The sequence below is a fragment of the Metabacillus hrfriensis genome, assembly GCF_030127205.1.
In the GTDB taxonomy this organism is placed as follows: Bacteria; Bacillota; Bacilli; order Bacillales; family Bacillaceae; genus Bacillus_P; species Bacillus_P dongyingensis.
The window spans coordinates 614,078-633,810 of sequence record NZ_CP126116.1; the positions used below are offsets into that span (position 1 = coordinate 614,078).

General features: G+C 40.3%; 18 protein-coding genes. 11 read left to right on the top strand and 7 right to left on the bottom strand.

Annotated elements, in window-relative coordinates:
• Nucleotides 1-5 precede the first annotated feature (5 nt).
• A complete protein-coding gene (locus tag QLQ22_RS03185; RefSeq protein ID WP_284015991.1) occupies nt 6-1,277 on the bottom strand; it encodes an MDR family MFS transporter in 1,272 nt (423 codons plus the stop codon).
• Nucleotides 1,278-1,460: 183 nt separating this feature from the next.
• On the opposite strand from QLQ22_RS03185, the gene QLQ22_RS03190 reads away from it, so the two are divergent.
• Entirely contained in the window at nt 1,461-2,255 is a 795-nt protein-coding gene (locus tag QLQ22_RS03190; RefSeq protein WP_284015992.1) for a VOC family protein, read from the top strand.
• Between the two features lie 65 nt (nt 2,256-2,320).
• Here the strand turns inward: QLQ22_RS03190 and QLQ22_RS03195 are convergent, their stop codons facing one another.
• A complete protein-coding gene (locus tag QLQ22_RS03195) occupies nt 2,321-2,719 on the bottom strand; it encodes a hypothetical protein (RefSeq protein WP_284015993.1) in 399 nt (132 codons plus the stop codon).
• A 165-nt stretch (nt 2,720-2,884) separates the two neighbouring features.
• Here QLQ22_RS03195 and QLQ22_RS03200 point away from each other — a divergent pair, with 165 nt between their 5' ends.
• Nucleotides 2,885-3,256 carry a DnaJ family domain-containing protein gene (locus QLQ22_RS03200; protein ID WP_223439628.1) on the top strand — a complete coding sequence of 124 codons (372 nt, stop codon included), beginning with the start codon at nt 2,885-2,887 and terminating at the stop codon, nt 3,254-3,256.
• 26 nt (nt 3,257-3,282) lie between these two features.
• Nucleotides 3,283-4,647 carry an FAD-binding domain-containing protein gene (locus QLQ22_RS03205; protein WP_284015994.1) on the top strand — a complete coding sequence of 455 codons (1,365 nt, stop codon included), beginning with the start codon at nt 3,283-3,285 and terminating at the stop codon, nt 4,645-4,647.
• 289 nt (nt 4,648-4,936) lie between these two features.
• On the opposite strand, the gene QLQ22_RS03210 is transcribed toward QLQ22_RS03205, so the two are convergent.
• Nucleotides 4,937-5,359, bottom strand: a complete 423-nt coding sequence (locus QLQ22_RS03210) for a DoxX family protein (RefSeq protein WP_284015995.1) — start codon at nt 5,357-5,359, stop codon at nt 4,937-4,939.
• Nucleotides 5,360-6,455: 1,096 nt separating this feature from the next.
• On the opposite strand from QLQ22_RS03210, the gene treP reads away from it, so the two are divergent.
• From treP to QLQ22_RS03230, 4 genes are all read left to right on the top strand, one after another.
• Nucleotides 6,456-7,871, top strand: a complete 1,416-nt coding sequence (treP, locus tag QLQ22_RS03215) for a PTS system trehalose-specific EIIBC component (RefSeq protein ID WP_284015996.1) — start codon at nt 6,456-6,458, stop codon at nt 7,869-7,871.
• Nucleotides 7,872-7,938: 67 nt separating this feature from the next.
• A complete protein-coding gene (treC, locus tag QLQ22_RS03220; RefSeq protein WP_223443111.1) occupies nt 7,939-9,624 on the top strand; it encodes an alpha,alpha-phosphotrehalase in 1,686 nt (561 codons plus the stop codon).
• Nucleotides 9,625-9,650: 26 nt separating this feature from the next.
• Nucleotides 9,651-10,370, top strand: a complete 720-nt coding sequence (treR, locus tag QLQ22_RS03225) for a trehalose operon repressor (RefSeq protein ID WP_223439636.1) — start codon at nt 9,651-9,653, stop codon at nt 10,368-10,370.
• Between the two features lie 377 nt (nt 10,371-10,747).
• Complete coding sequence (locus QLQ22_RS03230; RefSeq protein ID WP_223439645.1) at nt 10,748-11,677, top strand: alpha/beta hydrolase; 930 nt, start codon at nt 10,748-10,750, stop codon at nt 11,675-11,677.
• Nucleotides 11,678-11,759: 82 nt separating this feature from the next.
• Here QLQ22_RS03230 and QLQ22_RS03235 read toward each other — a convergent pair whose 3' ends face one another.
• The gene (locus tag QLQ22_RS03235) at nt 11,760-15,974 is read right to left on the bottom strand and encodes a bifunctional 2',3'-cyclic-nucleotide 2'-phosphodiesterase/3'-nucleotidase (protein ID WP_284015997.1); all 4,215 of its coding nucleotides are present in this window, start codon (nt 15,972-15,974) and stop codon (nt 11,760-11,762) included.
• Nucleotides 15,975-16,320: 346 nt separating this feature from the next.
• On the opposite strand from QLQ22_RS03235, the gene QLQ22_RS03240 reads away from it, so the two are divergent.
• Nucleotides 16,321-16,836: a type 1 glutamine amidotransferase domain-containing protein gene (locus QLQ22_RS03240; protein ID WP_223439649.1), complete on the top strand. Its 516-nt coding sequence runs from the start codon at nt 16,321-16,323 to the stop codon at nt 16,834-16,836.
• A 32-nt stretch (nt 16,837-16,868) separates the two neighbouring features.
• On the opposite strand, the gene QLQ22_RS03245 is transcribed toward QLQ22_RS03240, so the two are convergent.
• Both QLQ22_RS03245 and QLQ22_RS03250 read right to left on the bottom strand, forming a co-directional pair.
• The gene (locus QLQ22_RS03245) at nt 16,869-17,033 is read right to left on the bottom strand and encodes a hypothetical protein (protein WP_223439651.1); all 165 of its coding nucleotides are present in this window, start codon (nt 17,031-17,033) and stop codon (nt 16,869-16,871) included.
• A gap of 83 nt (nt 17,034-17,116) precedes the next feature.
• Nucleotides 17,117-17,344, bottom strand: a complete 228-nt coding sequence (locus tag QLQ22_RS03250) for a DUF1128 domain-containing protein (protein ID WP_083328402.1) — start codon at nt 17,342-17,344, stop codon at nt 17,117-17,119.
• 193 nt (nt 17,345-17,537) lie between these two features.
• On the opposite strand from QLQ22_RS03250, the gene QLQ22_RS03255 reads away from it, so the two are divergent.
• From QLQ22_RS03255 to QLQ22_RS03265, 3 genes are read left to right on the top strand one after another with little or no spacing between them, the layout of a single operon-like run.
• Entirely contained in the window at nt 17,538-18,008 is a 471-nt protein-coding gene (locus QLQ22_RS03255) for a low molecular weight protein-tyrosine-phosphatase (protein WP_223439653.1), read from the top strand.
• A gap of 18 nt (nt 18,009-18,026) precedes the next feature.
• A complete protein-coding gene (locus QLQ22_RS03260; RefSeq protein WP_223439655.1) occupies nt 18,027-18,365 on the top strand; it encodes a YtxH domain-containing protein in 339 nt (112 codons plus the stop codon).
• Nucleotides 18,366-18,369: 4 nt separating this feature from the next.
• Entirely contained in the window at nt 18,370-19,212 is an 843-nt protein-coding gene (locus QLQ22_RS03265) for a YihY/virulence factor BrkB family protein (RefSeq protein ID WP_252208015.1), read from the top strand.
• A gap of 340 nt (nt 19,213-19,552) precedes the next feature.
• Here QLQ22_RS03265 and QLQ22_RS03270 read toward each other — a convergent pair whose 3' ends face one another.
• Nucleotides 19,553-19,708 carry a hypothetical protein gene (locus tag QLQ22_RS03270; protein ID WP_223439659.1) on the bottom strand — a complete coding sequence of 52 codons (156 nt, stop codon included), beginning with the start codon at nt 19,706-19,708 and terminating at the stop codon, nt 19,553-19,555.
• Nucleotides 19,709-19,733 lie beyond the last annotated feature (25 nt).

Genomic DNA, 19,733 nt, shown 5'->3' on the forward strand with positions numbered 1-19,733 from the left:
CGGACTTAAATCCGTGTGCCAGCTGTACTTCTTTTCTCATAAACCGAAAACATCAGCCAGTAGAGCAGCGCACTTACGAATGCAAGGATCCCGAAAATGGCGAACGTCCATTGAAAACCAAACCAGACTGTCATCGGGATGGAAAGCGGGGCAATCGTCCGTCCTACGGTATATCGAAGACTGGCTGCGGCAAAATATTGTCCTCGCATGTGTTCAGGAGCAAGCTTTGAGATGAAGCTTTGCTGCAAACCTGCCGTCATCAGTTCAGCAAATGTAAAGAGCGCCATAGCAAAAATAAGTCCCCAGATAAAGCTGAACTGTCCAAAGAGGAAGATCGACACTCCGTATAAAATAGAGGAAAGAATAAAAACGTTCCTTTCTTTATAGGCCGTCATCCACTTAGTTACAGAAATTGTCAGGACGGCTACAAGCAAGCCATTTTCTGAAAGCAGAAACCCGAAAGCCTGCTCACCCCCGAGAGAGACGGACCATTCTCCAATTGAGAACAGCTGCTCATTCTGCACGGTTTCTTTTGTATACACAGGAATCAGCATATCAAGCTGCATAAAGGTTTGAGCTGCAAGCACGCCTGCACCAATATAAAGCAGGAATGCTTTATCCTTAAAAATAATCTTGTACTCCCGAATCTGATGAAGAAGAAATTCATACCACTTGGAGCCGCTGCCAAGCTTGCTGCCGGCAAAAGGGGCGGTTTCGCGCGTCCATAGAAAAAGCAATCCTGCAAGCAAGAAACAAACGAATCCTGCAAACACCAATAATTCAAAAAAATAATTCACATAGAAAATAGCACCCAAAATCGGGCCAATGACGACGGCCAGATTGAGGGATGTGTAGAAGACGGCAAACACATTGCTTCGGTCTTTTTCTTCTACGACATCTGCAATCATGGCCTGACTTGCCGGCCAATAAAATGATCCGAAAACTCCTGCAAGCGCAAAGCAGATAAAACCAAGCAGCGGAGCTTCAAACCATGGTGAAACGGAAAGAGCAAACGTAAGAAATGACAGGCCCTGACCGGCAGCAGACAACACCATCATTTTCTTCCTTCCGAACCGGTCCGCGCAGTAGCCTCCCATTAAATTCGCCATAACAGAAAAAATCTGCGAAAACACAAGCAGAAATCCCGCCTGCTCCTTCCCGAATTCCTCAGCAAAATAAATCGTCAAAAAGGGGAAAAACATCCAATATGTAATATTCATCATTGCTTCGCCAAATAAGCGTATTTTTAAATTTCGATCCCAATCCCTAAGTCTCATGCTGTTTTCCTCGCTTTTTCAATATCACACCTTCTCTATGATACTCCTCAGCAGAATAGAAGAGCAACGCATTCATGCTTGTGAATACCTTTAAGAGATGATAGGTTTTAATGACAGACCGTTTTAGATTTATTTTATAGAATAATAGAAATAATTATCCGCTTGAAGAAAAGGAGTGAATCTATGGAATTCAAACTGGATCACATTGTTCATTTTGTTGACAGGCATCCACTTGAAGCCGCAAATATGTTCATAAAACAGGATTTACATGCTGTTATGGGCGGACGTCATGAAAACTGGGGGTCTCACAACAGCCTATGTTATTTCAGCGATCTGGCCTACTTGGAGTTTCTTGCTGTTGAAGACCGCGAGAAAGCAAATACGGCAAATAATCCGCTTATTCACCGGCTGTTAAAGCAGCGTGCTGAAGGCTTGGGGCAGCTTGCAATCCGGACTGAGCGGATTGAAGAAGTGAAACAGAAGCTTGAAGAAAAAGGGCTTGAGACAGGAGAAGTCATAAATGCCAGCAGAAAAAGAGAGGATGGCACTTTATTAGAATGGAGAATGCTCTTTATTCAACAAAGCGATGAAGACTGTCCGCTGCCTTTTTTTATCCAATGGAACCAGACAAATGATGAACGGAAGCAAGACTTGCATAAGAACGGTGCTTTAGGGGCTCAAAATCTCGACGTATCTATTTCAGCCGTCCATTATATCGTAAAAGATTTAAATTCCGCCGTTACCAAATGGAGAAAGTACTTTGATTTGCCAAGGGGAGAGGAAACGGTGAATGATGAGTGGCGTGCAAGAAGCTATGCCATCCAGCTTCCATCCTTTAAGCTCATTTTTACAGAAGCATCCGGAGCGGGCACCGTTCAGCAAATGCTTGAGAAGAAAGGCGAAGGTCCATATTTGGTTGAATTCGAGCCGCCGGTTTTTAAATCATACTATCAAATTTGCGGCAGTATGTTTAAATAGAAAATCCGCTTCCTTTCTATCTGGAAGCGGATTTTTTATTAAAGAATGGTTGATCTTCTTTAACTTTATTTAATAAGCTTAACCACAATAGCCTGAGAGCTTTTTTTAATCAAACAGTCTTTTAATTCTTCTTCTGAAACCATTCCAAGTGTAAGGGCGGCATCAATTTTTTGCTTGTCAGGCTGTTTTACTGAAATAATACAATCAGTTAAATTTAAGTCTTCTAAAACCTTGACTGTTTTCTCAGGATGATATTGTTCTGAATGCCGGATTTGCCTCTGAATCTTATAATCACCGATTCTCTCTTCCCCTTTGCAGAGCTTTCCGTGCGAATGATCAAAAAAGGAATTGAAGATTTTTTTCATCTCTGCAAGTTCCTCTTCAATCCTTTTCGCCTTTTCATTCAATGAAGCATATCGTGCAACCATTTCCTCAGGGATTTGAAAGGTTTTTGAATCGCTCATATGGATGCCTCCGTTTTTCGTGTGATTCTAAACTATATGCTATACAGCCCGGCTGTAGAACGTTTGTTTGATTCTTTGTCATGAAACATCTATATTTTAAGAAGGAATAACGCAGCTGATTGTATAACCTAAGTAAGAGAAGGATTTTTAAGTGGAGGGAGAAAAATGGATTTTTTCACGATTCTTTCAGAAGATAAAATTAAACAGGCGATAAAAGATGGTGAGTTTAAACAGCTTCCCGGTATGGGAAAGCCTCTTGAGCTTGAGGATTTGTCCCATATCCCGCCTGAACTCCGAATATCCTATAAAATACTGAAAAATGCGAATATGATGGATGAAGACATCGAGCTGAAAAAAGCGATTCATACGTTAGAGCAGCTGATTGCCCAATGTCCTGATGAAATGGAGAAAGAAAAGCTGCAGGTGCAGCTGAACGAGAAAGCATTTCAGCTTGATAAAGTTCTAAAGAAAAGAAATACCTTCAGTTCAAGAGCTTCTGCTTTTTATAAAGATCAGATTTTTTCGAAATGGTCCTAATAGACATCGATGATGGAGTGATTCTCATGAACGTCGTCTGGTTTAAACGTGATTTACGTATAGCTGATCATAAGCCGCTTGCTGACGCAGCTCTATATGGGGAAGTCCTCCCGCTGTATGCAGCCGAACCATCTATATGGTCTGGGGAAGACTATTCTGCAAGGCACTTTCAGTTTGTCAGGGAAAGCTTAGAGGAACTGCAGAGCGCTTTGGAAGATAGGGGCGGCAGATTATTCACCTATATGGGGGAGATGGAAGAGGCGCTTTCTGCACTCTTTAAAACATACGGCCCATTCACTTTGTATGCTCATGAAGAAAAAGCAGGGAAACGTGTACATGACAGAAATACAAGAGTGAGAGAATGGATGAGTGACAGAGGTCTCAGGTTTTTGGAGTATCCCATTAATGAAAAAAACAGCGGAAGAAAACTTCAGGAAAGATGGAACGGTTTTTGTCGAAGTGAGCCTCTCAGCCGCCCTGAGCGTGTCGAAGTACCAAAAACCATTCCAGAAAGCTTTTTCATTGGGGCGGAAAAACTTAAAGCTTTTCCTGTCAGTGGGGAACCAATCAGATTTGGCCAGCAGGGCGGTGAACAGCAGGCGCTTGAAACGCTTGAAACTTTTTTGGAGGAACGTTTTCACTTATACGAAGAGCATGGTTCTAACCTGCTTCAATCAACTGTTTCATCAAGCAGGCTTTCGCCATATTTGGCATGGGGAAACATTTCGTTTCGTACAGTTGTCCAGAAAACGTCGATAAAGATAGAAAATTGTGATAATTTGTTTCTTGTGAAACAATTAACATCTTTTCAGGAGCGTCTTAAGGAAAGGTGGAAGCTGATGGAGCAGGGAGATCTCTTTGAATTGCAGCCTTTTCCTGATGAAAAAGGTGCAGGCGATGATTTGTTTTTGAGATGGTTTGAAGGGAAAACTGGGATTCCCATGATAGATGCATCAGTAATTTGTCTTCATAAAACCGGGTGGATCCCCTCAAAATATCGGGGTATGCTTGCGTCTTTTGCAATCAATACGCTTTCCCTGAACGTGAAAATATGTTCGGATGGGCTAGCTTCCCTTTTTCTGGACTATGAGCCCATCATTCATGTTCACCAGATTCAAAAGATGCCGGAGAAAGTGCTGGATCCAGTGAAAATAGGAAAAAAAGAAGATCCAGACGGAGTTTTTATTAAAAGATACTTACCAAGTCTTTCGAATGTTCCGGCTAAACATATTCAGGAGCCTTGGCATTATCCAGGTTTTTTTCGCCTGGATTATCAGGCGCCAATAGTAGATATTAAAAAAGCGAATCAGGCTGCAAGGAAAACCAAGTCGGGTATATCAGAACGTCCTTCAAAGTCTTCTGATCATGAACAATTGAAATTCGATTTGTGAAAAGAGACTGATTTAAAACCACGCTAAATAGGGTAAGGGGCCGTTTTGAATCCTCACAATCACACCCTATTTAGCACTAGAAAAAACACCAAGATTCGCAGATTAGATCGCACCGCTTTAAGCGGAGTTTTTTGCACGCCAAAAAACTCAGTCCTTATTTGAACTGAGTTTATAACATTTTTTTATAGTTACATTATTAAAGTCCCCGATTTTCACAACCCCCCTCCAAAATTATGTAGTAGAAATCTATTGGTGGTAGTAAGGGACAGCCGTTAATTTCACCGCCTCCTTAAAGTTTGCGGCTCTTCGGACGCAGCGCCCACGAGGCGATATTTAGTGCAGCATATGAAAGCGGAAGGATAATATGAAACCCGTAATCACCAAAATCGTTGGCAAACGCATGAGATAAAGCCGCACCGGTCATTAAAAAGAAGATACCAGCATGAACCCATTCTTTAAGCCGAGGAAAACCTGGCACCACGAGAGCGATGGCTCCAAGCACTTTCCAAATCCCGAGAATGGTCAAGACGTATGATGGGTAACCAAGATTCGTCACTAACTCGAGGTTTCCCCCATATTGCATCAGTTGCCCGATACCACTTAACATAACAGCTGCTGCGAGTAGTAATGTGACTGTCCAATAAGCAATCATTTTTCCTCGGGGCTTGGTTTCTACTCTCGCGGTTGTTTCCGCACCGATTATCTTACTCATATGTTTCCTCCTCGAGACTGTTTGTTATTAATCCTAAGCTGGAACGACAGAGTCGCCATAAAAACAGTTACTCCTAACAAGAACAATCTTCCTTACGTTACCACATATACCTAAATGGCTAACCCTTCGGCGTATCCTTTAGATAGCTATTTCTGAGCTCATATGTTTCAAGTTCAAAAGACACTCTCCCTTCACTTTTAAGGAATAGTTATAGGTATTCTTTGGATTCTTTAATAATTACTTATTCAACAATCCTGCCCTTAAATTAAACAAACAAGCTTTACTCCTTCTTAAAGTAAAGCACCCATTAGTGAGATCCCTACTTTAGTTTCCAATTCATTTAAATGTGTAGCTTTCTTTGAATCATTGCCGATCTAACCTTAGTCTATGATTGATATGCCTATTAATTTTTCAATGCATTATACATCGAATAATCCACTTCACCTGAAATATTTTCCAAGCCGTTTTCACTTAACTCCACAGCCATTAAATACTCTTCTGAAGGCGGAAGGTTATTCTTGGATGCATATATACCAAATTCAGTTGATGTTCTAAACCCAAAGCGTCGATAGTATCGATAATCACCTTCAAACGATTTATTAATTGAGACAACTTCTTGTTCTTTATAATAAGACCTGCCTATAATCCCCCTTTTGTGCTATTTGCTGTTTTCTTCCCCTAATCGGAATCCCTTATAAATAGAGCGTACTTTTTTGTTTGCGGAAAATGGACTTGGGCAGTCATAAATGTTCTATTAGCGGTCAGAAAAAGGGAAAGCCCATTATAAATCATGCAAAGCATCCAGAAAAAATATTAAATAGAGTGCTTTTTTGCAGGAGTTAGAGGGTATGGATACATGAAGTGTGTGAACACAAGATTCACGAATGTCAAAAACGGAGGGATTTGGTAATAGCCTGTATAACAGAATAAGCAGCCAGAAAAATGAAAACGATTACTCTTTTTTGTTGACAACATGTATATACAGGACTACAATATGCTTATAACTTGTATATACAGGAGTGAGAAGAATATAAATTGCTGACTCTTTAGGCAATACCAGGTTATTAATGAAAACGATTACGGGAGGTTGAAATAGATGAGTGTGAACAAACAGGAAGTCCGCGATATCGTTGATGCTGTCGGCGGCAAGGACAACATTGCAGCAGCCACACACTGTGTCACTCGCTTACGATTTGCCTTGAAAGATGAAGGCAAAGTGGATAAAGAAAAACTGGAACAGATTGATATGGTTAAAGGCTCTTTTTCAACAAATGGACAATTCCAGGTTGTGATTGGACAAGGTCTTGTTGATAAAGTTTACAAGGAAATGGCAGAACAAACGGGAATGGGCGAGTCTTCAAAAGAAGATGTAAAAGATGCAGCTTCAAGCAACTTGAATCCTCTTCAAAAAGCTGTTAAAATGCTGGCTGATATTTTTATTCCGATTTTGCCGGCTATCGTAACGGCTGGTTTATTAATGGGAATAAATAATATTCTGAGCGGTTCGGGAATTTTCTTTGATGATAAATCTCTGATTGAAGTTTATCCGCAATGGGCTGATTTATCAGGCATTATCAACTTGATTGCGAATACAGCGTTTACATTCCTCCCGGCTCTAATCGGCTGGTCGGCTGTGAAACGCTTTGGAGGAAGTCCGCTTCTTGGGATTGTCCTTGGTTTAATCCTCGTGCATCCGGATCTTCTGAATGCATGGGCATATGGTGAAGCCCAGGCTAAAGGGGAGGTTCCGGTGTGGAACATATTCGGCCTCGAGATTGAAAAGATCGGCTATCAGGGGCAAGTTCTTCCTGTTTTGTTTGCCTCTTATTTACTGGCTAAAATTGAAGTCTTTTTAAATAAAAGAGTACCTGATTCAATTAAGCTATTAGTGGTTGCCCCAATTACCTTATTAGTGACTGGCTTTGCTGCTTTTATCTTAATTGGACCAATTACGTTTGCAGCAGGAAACTTCATTACAGACGGTGTTATTGCGATTTTTGATAACTTTGCAGCTCTTGGCGGTTTGCTCTATGGAGGCTTATACTCACTGCTTGTTGTAACAGGTATGCATCATACTTTCCTTGCAGTTGACCTGCAGCTTGTAGCAAGTGCTGGAGGCACATTCCTTTGGCCGATGCTTGCATTGTCGAACATCGCACAGGGTTCAGCAGCATTTGCCATGATGCGCATTGTGAAAGATGAAAAACAAAAAGGTTTGGCTCTGACTTCTGGAATCTCGGCTTACCTTGGTATTACAGAGCCTGCTATGTTTGGTGTGAATCTTAGATATCGCTATCCATTTTTCGCTGCCATGATCGGTTCTGCAATTGCAGGTATCTTTATTACAATCAATCATGTAAAAGCATTTTCAATTGGTGTTGGGGGAATCCCTGGATTCTTATCGATCCAATCCGAATACTGGACGGCATTCTTTATCGGAATGGCCATCGCAATCGTTGTGCCATTCGTACTGACTTACGTATTTGCCAAGTTTAATTGGAAGAAAAAATAATAAACAAAAAGGACAAGCCATTGTCCTTTTTGCCGTTTAAATCTAAAAGATGGTGGTGCATATGAAAATGAAACAGCCTTGGTGGAAAAAATCAGCGGTTTATCAAATTTATCCGAAAAGCTTTAATGATACGAATGGGAATGGAGTAGGCGACATTCAGGGCATCATAGAAAAATTAGATTACTTAAAAGAGCTCGGCGTTGATGTTGTATGGCTGACGCCAATTTATGAATCTCCTCAAAAAGACAACGGTTATGACATCAGTGACTACTATTCCATTCACGAGGAATATGGAACGATGGAGGATTTTGAATCTCTGTTGCAAGAGGCTCACGATCGCGGGATTAAAATCATCATGGATATCGTTGTCAATCATACTTCTACTGAGCACGCATGGTTTAAGGAAGCAAAATCATCAAAAGAGAATCCTTACCGTGATTTCTATATTTGGAAAGAAGGAAAGGAAGACGGCTCTGAACCGACTAACTGGATTTCGAAATTCGGCGGTTCAGCCTGGAAGCTGGATGAAAAAACAGGCGAATACTATCTGCATCTGTTTGACGTCACTCAGGCTGACTTGAACTGGGAGAATGAAGAAGTCCGCAGAAAAGTCTATGAAATGATGCAATTCTGGTTTGAAAAGGGTGTAGATGGCTTTAGACTTGACGTAATTAACCTCATTTCAAAAAATCAGGATTTCCCGGATGATGACGGAAGCACAGCTCCTGGCGACGGCCGCAAGTTTTACACAGACGGTCCGCGCGTGCATGAATATATGAAAGAAATGAATAAGGAAGTTTTCTCGAAATATGACAGCATGACAGTTGGGGAAATGTCTTCAACGACGATCGAAAACTGTATTGAGTATTCCAATCCGGAATCCAAAGAACTAAGCATGACATTTAATTTTCATCATTTGAAAGTGGATTATCCGAACGGGGAGAAATGGGCACTGGCAGATTTTGATTTTGGTGCACTTAAGCAAATTCTTTCAACATGGCAGGTGGAAATGCACAAAGGCGGGGGCTGGAACGCACTGTTTTGGTGCAACCATGATCAGCCGCGGATTGTTTCAAGATATGGAAATGACGGTGAATACCGCACCCAGTCCGCTAAAATGCTTGCGACAACGATACACATGATGCAGGGAACTCCTTATATTTATCAGGGGGAAGAGTTTGGCATGACTAATCCTAAATTCGAAAGCATCAATGAATATCGGGATGTAGAAAGCCTGAATACATTCGAAATTTTGAAAAACGCAGGGAAGTCAGAAGAAGAGATTATTGAGATTTTAAAAAGCAAATCGAGAGATAACTCACGTACACCAGTCCAATGGAATAATTCCAAGCATGCCGGGTTTACAACAGGAACACCTTGGATCAAACCTGCAAGCAATTATCCGGAAATCAATGCCCAGAATGCTCTTCAGGATGAAAATTCTGTTTTTTATCACTATCAAAAACTGATTCAGCTTAGAAAAGACATTGATTTAATCACGTACGGCGATTATGAACTGATCCTTGAAGATCACAGCCAGCTGTTTGCTTATGTGCGAAACGGTGATGGAGAGAAGCTGCTGGTCATCAACAACTTCTATGAAATGGAAACAGTATTTACTTTGCCGGATCATATTGATGCAGAAGGATATAACAGTGAAATTCTTATCTCCAACTATCCTGATTCTGCGCAGACATTTAAAGAAGTAACATTGCGCCCGTTTGAGTCCGTCGTTTATCATCTTAAGAAGTAATGGTAAACTAATAGTGGTGGTTAAAGATGAAAACAAACAATAAATATTTGGCGATTTTTCAGGAGTTATCAGACAGGATTAAACAAGGACTTGTAAAAGTGAATGAAACCTTGCCTTCTGAAAACGAGCTCGCTGTGCAATATGAGACTTCAAGGGAAACGATTCGCAAGGCACTTAATCTCCTTGCCCAAAATGGGTACATTCAAAAAGTTAAAGGTAAAGGATCAATTGTTCTCGATGTAACGAAAATGAGTTTCCCTGTTTCGGGTCTCGTCAGTTTCAAAGAGCTTTCGCAGAACTTAGGAAGAACCTCTCAAACAACAGTTGAGAAATTCGGCCTCATCAAGCCAGGTGATTTTATCATGCAGCAGCTGAACCTCGGTGCCCGTGACGAAGTCTGGGAGGTTGTACGCTCAAGAAAAATTGATGGCGAGAACATCATCCTTGATAAGGATTATCTCAATCGCAGGCACATTCCTTTTTTAACAAAGGAAATATGCGAAGACTCAATCTACCGCTACATTGAAGAAGAATTGAAATTAAAGATCAGCTTTGCAAAAAAAGAAATTGTTGTGGAAGAGTGCACAGAGGAAGATTATCAGTATTTGGATTTAAAAAATTTCCAGCATATTGTCGTTGTGAAAAATCACGTTTATCTGGAAGATACAAGTCTGTTTCAGTACACAGTATCACGCCACAGACTTGATAAATTCAGATTTGTTGATTTTGCGAGAAGAGGACATTAAAAAAGCCAGGCTTAATTGCCTGGCTTTTTTTAGTGGAAGCATATGAGCTGGGTTTGAATGGCTCAAGACGGAAAAATATGAAGATAAAATTTTGATTTTCACTGAAACATTTAGAAAAACGGGTGAATAGCTCTCATAAACGGCTGAATAAACCACGAAATTGGCTGTGAAAAAACCGCCGCACCGACTTTGTGCATTCTTATTCCTCAGTTAACCGTATTTCTTTCACTGTACTGTTAGCAGTCACAGACCCCAAAGTTTCAATTGCTCTGCATAATTAAAAAAACTTTTACAGAACTTAAAACAGCAGCTTTACATTTTTCACCTATGATGAAAGAGAATAATATGATGGAAAAAAGGGAAGTGAAGGTGATTCCATGTGGATTATTGTTTGTTCCATACTCGCCGTTTTATTAACTATCCTCGCTGTGTCCTGCTTTTTCAGCAGCATGATTACCGTTCCTAGAAAAGTGGCATACGAAAAAACGTATTTGCTTGGAGTAGAGAGCGGTGAAATCAATACTGATATTTTTGAAAGCGCTCAAAAAGAAGAGTGGTTTATCGACTCTTTTCATGGCTATCAAATTCACGGAATGTGGTTTCCTGTATCTGAGAGCAAAAAAGCCATCATTATCGCACATGGAATTACCTGGTCTCTGTTTGGGAGCTTCAAATATGTAGAAATGTTTCAAAAAAGGGGATATCACGTGCTCCTATGCGATCACCGTTTTCATGGTTTGAGCGGAGGAGATCACACATCTTTCGGTTATTATGAAAGTGATGACTTAAAAGCATGGGTGGACTGCCTTTATGAAAAACTGGGGAAAGATGCTTTTGTAGGGATTCTTGGGGAATCACTTGGAGCAGCTTCTGCCCTGCAATATGTAAAAAAAGATCCAAGAGTCGCGTTTTGCATCTCGGATTGTGCATTCAGCGATCTGACGGAATTGCTGAAAACAAGGCTCAGAATTGATTTTAAGGTTAAGTTTTACCCGCTGATTTCCTGGACCAGTCTTGTAACAAAGTTTCGCTACGGCTGGGGATTTGAAGAAATAAAGCCTGCCCGGGACCTTGAACATACGAAAACGCCGATTCTTTTTATTCATGGAAAAGAAGATCATTTTATCCCGATGAAAATGACGCTTGATATGTATCATTTGAAAAAGGGAATAAAGCAGCTGTATTTAGTTCCAAAAGCAGGGCATGCCCAGGCTTTTTTAACAGATCCTAAAGGATATGAGAGAAAAGTTCTGGAGTTTATTTCAACTATAGAAGAGTATAAAGAGAGTGCAGCGGAGATGATTTAAGGTTGAGCATGATCAGAAGGGTCTTTCAGCAATTTACTCCATAAAATAACCCCTTCTCGTTTTGAGAAGGGGCTTTTCTTCATTAGGTATTCCCTAACCGGCGTCTTTGAATGAAGTAAAAAATGCTTCCTGCAAGCAAAATGACTAAGCCTGTCAGGATGATGTTGAATGAGCTTGTTGCTGTGTGAGGAAGTCCGTTTCCTCCGCCATTGTGATTGCCTTTATCAGGGGTGTTTCCTTGTCCTGGGCTGCTGCCGCTGCCAGGATTGTTTCCATTCCCGGAACCATTGCCAGGATTACTTTTATCATCTGATTCCAAGACAGTAAACTCGCTGAAATGGCTTGTAGACCCATAAACAGCCCCGTCTTCATAAGCTCCATCCAGTTCTGTAAGTTTTTCTTTTTCACGGTCCACGTAGTAGACTCGAGGATTTTCAGCCTCTTCAACGAAGAAGGCAATCGCTACTTCCTCTTTGAATTTAGTCAGTGCTTGACCATCTTGAGTGAGCAAAAAGTCATATGTGTCTGTTAATGCATCTTCAATTTCTTCCGTTTTTGCAAATGAAATACTCGTTTCTTTTTCTTCAAGATTTGAAAGCGGAATATCAAGTCCGACAGCTTCATTATTGAAAGACAGACTGGAATCTTTCGCTTTTAATGCTGCGATTTGGCTGCTTGTGAACTTCAGTTCAACTGCATCAAATTCAGATGTTCCGAAAAGGTCAATCAGGACCTCATTTGTATGTTCAACATAAGGAATGAAAGTATCATCAAATGTAATCGTTGCTTTATTATCTTGAACATCAACTGAAGGTGTGAAATATTCCATAATGCGTCCTTCAATTTCTGGCTGAACGGATTTTTTTGCTTCAAGCTGCTCAAGGAATACTTCATAATCTACGAAGAAAAGATCTTCAGCATAAGAGGCTTCCTTAAAGACATCATATCCGTCACCGCCGGCACCCATAAATCCATTTGTTGCAATACGGTATGATTTTTCCAGCTCTATAGCAGAGAAGGTACCATCTTCATTCTCAACTTGAACATCCATTATTCTCTCTCCTGCAGGAAGACCTTTAGAGAATGAGAATTTAACTCCAGCAACTTGAGGGAACTGTCCTTTTCCTTCTTCTGCCGCACTTACTCCGTGCTCAAGAGCTTCGATAATTTGCTCCCCTGTTATGTCAAGAACAAATAATGTATTTCCGAAAGGCATGACGGTCAATACTTCTCCGAGGGTAATATCACCTTCGTTGATGGATTCACGGATTCCTCCGCCGTTTGTAATCGCGAGCTGAGCACCTTTTGCTTCTTTCGCTTTTGCAAGCATTCCATCAGCTATCAGGTTTCCAAGGTTTGTTTCTTTAGAACGGACGTTTTCGCGTTTTCCGTCCAGAGCAACTTTTGTATGTCCGACTACTTTATCTTTAAAGCTGTTAATCTCTTCTTTGTAGCCATCCAGCAATGCTTTTGCTTCAGGATCTTCTGCTATTGTTTCATCGATGGCAATCAGTTCTGTACTTGATTCAGCAGGAACAACTAAACCATCTTTGTTAAAGGCAACATCAAGTTTACCGAGGAACTTGCCGTAATCCTGCACTTGGGCAACGATCGTAGGCGTTTCATCCTGATCTACGACTTTTAATGTATCGACTAGTGTATGTGTGTGGCCGCCGATAATCACATCAATTCCTTCAACCTTCTCTGCAAGCTCAAGGTCTTTCTCGTATCCAAGGTGAGTAAGAGCAATTATCTTATCGACTTTTTCTGTTTCTGTAATGGTCTTTATTGTTGCTTCAGATGCTTTGATTGCATCATTGAATACAATGTTTTCACCAGGGCTTGAAGCTTCAGGCGTATCTTCTGTGGTCAGACCGTAGAGAGCAACCTTCTCCCCATTCACATCAAGAATGACGTACGGATAGATAACACCATCTTTTTTCGAAGGAAAGTCTTTAGGATCTTTTACTAGATCACTCAATTTTGATTCGTTGGCCACATCTACATTGGAACTGACAATCGGGAACTTCGCTTTTTCAATAAAAGCTCGTAATACTTCAGGTCCTTTGTCAAACTCATGATTTCCAAACGTCATTGCATCATATTGCATCATGTTCATAAATTCAACATCGGCAAGTCCGTTCCATCTAGTAAAATATAAATCTCCTGAGAATACATCGCCGGCATCTAATAGAATGCTGTTTTCTTCTTTTGCACGAATTTCTTTTACTTTTGCAGCACGTCGGGCGACGTTATCCAGATGTGCATGTGTGTCGTTCGTGTGCATAACAGTTAACTTCCAGCTGTCTGCAGGAGGCGTGACTTCGCCGCCTTTTAAATCAAGGGAATACTTTGCAAACTCATCAGCTGCTTCTCCTGCATATCGGATATTTTTCGTTTTTTCGGCAAAATCCCTTGCAGCCGGAGTTGACTCAAATACAACTTCAGCTTCTCCCTTAATTGGAGCAATGGACCAGTTTCCGTCAGCAGAAGGGTTGATTGTCTGTTCTTCTGTAATATAGTTCATTAAGGCCTGACGGTTTTCATCAGCTGAAATGTACGCAATATTTTCCGGCTTCATGTTAGGGAATCCGCCGCCTCCGGAAGCACGGTAGTTATTCGTCACAATTAAAAACTCTTGCTCCGGATTAACTTCCTTGCCTTCATATTGGAAGTTAACAATTCTGCTTGAATCAGCGTTTATCACTTTTCCATCTGCCGAGTATTTAGCGGGCTTTGTCACATCAATTTGATAGGTAACGCCGTCAATGACATCAAAGTTATAAGATCTGAAGTTTGCATCAAGCAATGCCTGTTCGCCTGTTTTAGCAGGATCAATCTGATTAAATTGTCCGGCAGACATCTCTAGCCATTCCTTTACTTGAGATCCGTTCAGCTTTATGATCTGCACAGTATTGTCGTAAAGGTATAGATCACCGATATTTTTGATGGCCAAATCGCCTTTTGCAATATTTGTGTAATAGTCAACACCGTTGCGTCCGCCGGCTTTAAACGGTGCAGCAGCGGAAAGGATCGGCAGCCCCTGTAACTTAGGGTTTTCAGCAGCGATTTTTTTCGCATACCATTTTTGAGCATCGTTCACAATTTGCACAGAAGGATCATCCTGGACTAAAGCAAAGAAGCTGTTAATGGGTGCTTCTGTCGTTCCAACTGCTTTTCTTACATAGTTAAGAGTACTTTCGTGAGTTGATTTGATTGTATTTACGATTTCTTCATCTTTAGTTGTGACAGAAGTGATTGGAGCTGCAGTTGACTGAGAATCAGTAACCGTCCATTTTCCGTCTTTTTGTCCTAATTTCAAATCGATTAAACCTAAGTGGCTTCCCCAGTTTTTAGGCATGACTACCGGGACGCCGTTTACTGTCCCTTTAGCATTGTCGATTTCAGCAATTCCATTGTACTTTTTGTCTCCGGGGAAAAGACCATGCTGATGACCTGATACGATTGCATCTATGCCTGGTACTTCTTTTGCCAAATCAAAGACCATATTTTCAGATCCTGCAGCCTGCGAAGCCGTCTCTATTCCAGTGTGAGCCATGACAACAATTAAGTCTGCACCTTTTGCTTTCATTTCAGGTATGACCGTTTTGGCTATTTCAACTATGTCTTTTGTGACAACTTTTCCTTCAAGATGCTTCTTGTCCCAAACGTTGATTTGGGGAGGGACGAAGCCGGTGTATCCAATTTTAACGGTATGCTTATTGCCGGTATTATCAATAAGTTCTTTTTCTTTAATAGCGTATTGTTTGAAATAAGGCTTGTCAGTTTGAGCATCAAAAACGTTTGCACTTACTACAGGGAAATTTGTCCCTTTGAGAGAGCCGTTAAGATAGTCTAATCCGTAATTGAACTCATGATTTCCAAGCGTGCCTGCATCATACTGAAGGGTGTTCATTGCGTCGAAAATAGGATTTGTTTTAGTGCCGGCTGCTATATCAGCACCTAAATTTTTATAAACATATTCACCCAGCGGGTTCCCTTGAATAAGATCTCCGTTATCTACTAAAATACTGTTTTTTGCACTTTTTCGGTATTCATCAATTAAAACAGCTGTGCGGGCTAATCCGTAGCTCACCGTTTCTTTATCTGAATAGTAGTCATAGTCCATAATGTGGGCATGAATATCGGTAGTTTCCATCAAACGCAGATCAATTGAGGGAAGCTCCTCAGCAGCTGCATTTAATGCCGGGAAGGGGAGAACACTGAGTAAAACAAGGAAAGCAGCAAATGAATTGAATAATTTCTTGCCAAATGTATGGCTTGTTTTTCTTTTCACAAACATCCACCTTTCAGTATTTTTCACAACATTTAAATTTTATAAATTTTTTGTCTATAAATCTATGAGTATTTTGTCATTTATTGTTAAAATAAAGTAAAGATTTACAAAACTTTGTATTTACATTTACCGTCTTTTTATGGATATAAATGACCTGTTATTGAAGATTTTTTTGTCTTTTGAAAATGGTTCGTGGTTAAAAAGTACTTGTATTTTTATAAAAATTTTCATTCTTTACACTAGCAGCCTTCATAATTCGACAAGAGCAACTATTCCTGTCATATGTTTTGTTTCTTTTACAAAGGGTAGATTAAAAAGTGTTAACAAGTAGAGGAGGTTCTAGGAGATGAGTAAAAAAATTGCTGTTGTTGTAACGGATCATTTTGAGGACTCTGAATATACGGAGCCTGCAAAAGCTTATCAAGAAGCTGGTCACCAATTGACTGTTATCGAAAATGAAAAAGGCAAAACAGTAAAAGGGAAACAAGGACAGGAAACAATCAAGGTAGATGCATCGATTGCTGAAGTAAATGCGGATGACTTTGATGCGCTGTTTATTCCAGGAGGTTTTTCACCGGATATCCTGCGCGCTGATGATAAGTTTGTCACATTCACGAAAAAATTCATGGATGATAACAAACCGGTCTTTGCTATTTGTCATGGTCCGCAGCTGCTCATTACAGCAGAAACGCTTAAGGGGAGAGATGTGACTGGGTATAAATCAATTGCCGTTGATTTAAAGAATGCCGGTGCAAATTTCCATGATAAAGAGGTTGTCGTATGCGGAAATCAGCTGGTGACAAGCCGCACGCCTGATGATCTGCCTGCTTTTACACGTGAATCGCTGAATCTTTTAAAATAAATAAAAGAATAGCCCGCGCAGAAGGCGCAGGGCTATTTTTTATCTTCCAGATCTGGATTCTCCGCATTGGGGAGCGGATCTACATTTATAGCATCTTCTGTGTGAATCGCAGTCTTAAGTGAATAAACAACAAAAACAATACAAGTAATCAATAACAGGAATAAAACAATTGTTGCAAACCACCACATTGCAGCCATTTTTCAGCCCCCTTTGTACACATATATGCAAAAGGGGACGTGCTGAGAATCTTTTTTATTCTTTTTAGAAAGGAAAGTCCGATTTAAACTTTGCGGAGGTTTCCTAGTTCTTCAACAATAGCCTGCATTTCATTGGGTGAAAATGTATTCTTCTTCATGACTAAATCGTATATATCCTTCAATTCTTCATACATTTCTTCGTCAAAATGTGACGGTTTAATCGCTCCAATGTTAATGACGCGCAGTTTTTCTTTAATTTGTTCAATCATGTATTCTACATTTTCCACTGATTTTTCTGATAGATTATTCAACTGCATTCATCCTTTCAAACTTTCCCATTTAAGTATTATTTATTGTAACATGTTTTATGTAAATAAAAGATGCTAATTATAAAATCACTTGTGTAAAGAATAGAGAAATGTACCATAAACAGAGCAAGAGGAAACATACATATAATAAAGCTTGGTTTTTACGGCACATTGTCTTAATCGCAGGAGGAAAATGATGATTAAAGTAGTATTTGTTTGTTTAGGGAATATATGCCGATCCCCGATGGCAGAAGGAATAATGAGGCACTTAATTGATGAGCAAGGGCTAAGCAGGGCTATTGTGACAGATTCAGCCGGAACAGGAGACTGGCATATCGGCCATCAGCCCCACGAAGGAACAAGGAATATTCTTGATCATCACAAAATCGGGTATGAAGGGATACAGGCAAGAAAGGTGACCCTTGATGATCTTCTGGAAGTCGATTACATTATTGCGATGGACAATGAAAACCTTGGTTACTTAAGAAGGCTTGCGGGCTACTCCAAAACCGGCTTTGTCGGAAGGTTAATGGACTTTGTGCCGGATTCAGATCTGGCAGACGTACCGGATCCTTATTTTACAGACAACTTTGAAGAGGTTTACGAAATGGTGTACACAGGATGTTCTCATTTGCTTGCGTGTATTAAAATAGAACATAACTTATAAGAAGAGGGGTTATTTCAGATGAGTAATGAATCGAACAGTTTGTTTCTAAAAGGCTTATTCGCCGGTGCAGCGGTTGGAGGAGCACTTACTCTTCTCCATAAGCCGACAAGAGATCAGTTTGTCGCACAGGGAAAATCCTTAAAAGACAAAACAGCCCTTTATATTGAAAATCCATCTCTATTGACAGAAGAGATTAAACAGCAAATTGATCAGGCAAAAAACGTGATTCAGGAAGCTAAAGAAGATATTGAATTTATCAATGAAAAAATAAATGAACTAAAAGAAACAGCGCCTCAAATGATTGAAATGATAGAAGAAACAAAAGAAAGGTTTATAACAGATCAAAAAGAGAGGTGAATAAATGAAAAGCGTGAAGCAGCGCCAGCATAAACAGAGATCCATCCTGAGAGATCTGTTTGAGCGTTTTTCAAAAGATGAAATCATTGGCCTTTCGGCAGAACTCGCCTATTTCTTTTTACTTTCACTGTTTCCGTTTTTAATCTTTTTAATGACTCTTATAGCCTTTCTTCCGCTTTCTCAGGAAGATATACTGAATTTTCTTGCGCAATATGCACCCGGAGAATCCGTTGCTATTATCAAAGAAACATTGGCTGAAATCATCAGCAATTCAAATGGAGGATTGCTGTCGTTTGGGATCCTTGCCACTTTGTGGTCTGCCTCAAATGGAATTAACGCCATTGTCCGTGCCTTTAATCGCGCCTATGATGTCTCTGAGAGCAGATCATTTATAGCAGCAAGGGGTATGTCGGTTTTGCTTACAATTGCGATGGTTTTTGTCATTTTAGTTGCCCTGCTTTTGCCTGTATTCGGGAAAGAAATTGGCATGTTCCTTTTTTCTGTATTTGGACTGTCAGATGAATTTTTAACCGTGTGGAATATGGGAAGATGGATTGTCAGTGCGCTTATTTTGTTCATTGTTTTTACAGCTCTTTATTTCTTTGCTCCGAATAAGCATTTACACCTGAAGGATGCAATGCCGGGTGCTGTTTTAGCAACAATTGGATGGGCCTTCGTGTCATTTGCCTTTTCTTATTATGTCGGGAGCTATGGCCATTACAGTGCCGCCTATGGGAGTTTGGGCGGAATCATTGTTCTGATGATCTGGTTTTATCTTTCCGGAATGATCATTATGATTGGCGGAGAGTTAAATGCCATTCTATACAAAAGAAAAGGGTCTCATTAATATTTCCAATGATTGTGTGTCATAGAGAGCGGAAAATAGTGAAACAGTAAAGAAGAAGACATGGTCTTCAAAATCTTGCTGGGCAGGTGAATCTTCATGGCAAAGCATACGAAAAAAGGCGGAAGCCATAACAAGCAGAATTCAAAAAGCAAGCCGCAGCATAAAACAAGTGGCAGTGCAAACGGTCAGAACGGCTACCATTAAACAAAAAAAGCAAACCGCTACCTGTGCGGTTTGCTTTTTTTATCTGTCTGTCGCCTCAGGCTTTCTTCTGAAATCAAGCTGATTGTGCTTTTAACTCAGGATTAATGCTAAATAGAAAAGAATTCGGCAAGTTAATTTAATTACTTATATCTAAAATATGAACGGCTAAATTAAACTTAATATCGGCTAAATAAAACGGGAAATCCGCTAAATAATTGTGAATTTCAGCTAATAAAATGGCGATTTCGGGTAAATGCTGACTCAGCAGAGCAGCTGCCACTAAAAAAAGCAAATCGCTGTCCCTGCGATTTGCTTTT